1 protein-coding gene is annotated in these 418 nt (G+C 60.8%); it reads right to left on the bottom strand.

Annotated features, from left to right (window positions below):
• Nucleotides 1–418: IS66 family transposase (locus tag AACY52_RS31795; RefSeq protein ID WP_339561626.1), on the bottom strand; the 418-nt coding region annotated here is incomplete at both ends.

Below are 418 nucleotides of genomic sequence, written 5' to 3'. Positions count from 1 at the left end.
CCGGTTGCGCACCCACGGCGTTATAGCCAGCGTAATCGTCGCTCATCAGGTAGCCACGATAATCGGCGAGCAGACGCAGTGGCACCTCCTGCGCGCGGCTGGTGGTGTAGTCAAAAAGAATAACTGGGCGCTCAGGCGGGCCGCTGGCCTGCACCCACATCCAGGACTGGCTGGTCGGGTCTCGATCCGGTTCCTTCAGCACTTGTACCCGCGTTTCATCGCAATGGATCACCGGACTTTCCAGCAACCGGTCGCGCATCAGATTCAGCAGCGGCTGAAAGTGTTCGCAGCACTGGATCACCCAGCGCGCCAGGGTTTGGCGTGGGATGTCGACGCCGTGTCGGCCAAGGACTTTTTCGAACCGATACAGTGGCAGACCGTCGACGTATTTGGTGGTCAGCAGCATCGCCAGGACGCT

The organism is Pseudomonas sp. EA_65y_Pfl1_P113 (assembly GCF_963970525.1).
Lineage (GTDB): Bacteria > Pseudomonadota > Gammaproteobacteria > Pseudomonadales > Pseudomonadaceae > Aquipseudomonas > Aquipseudomonas tritici.
Note: the sequence above shows the minus strand (reverse complement) of the source record. Positions and strands in the feature narration are given on the sequence as shown.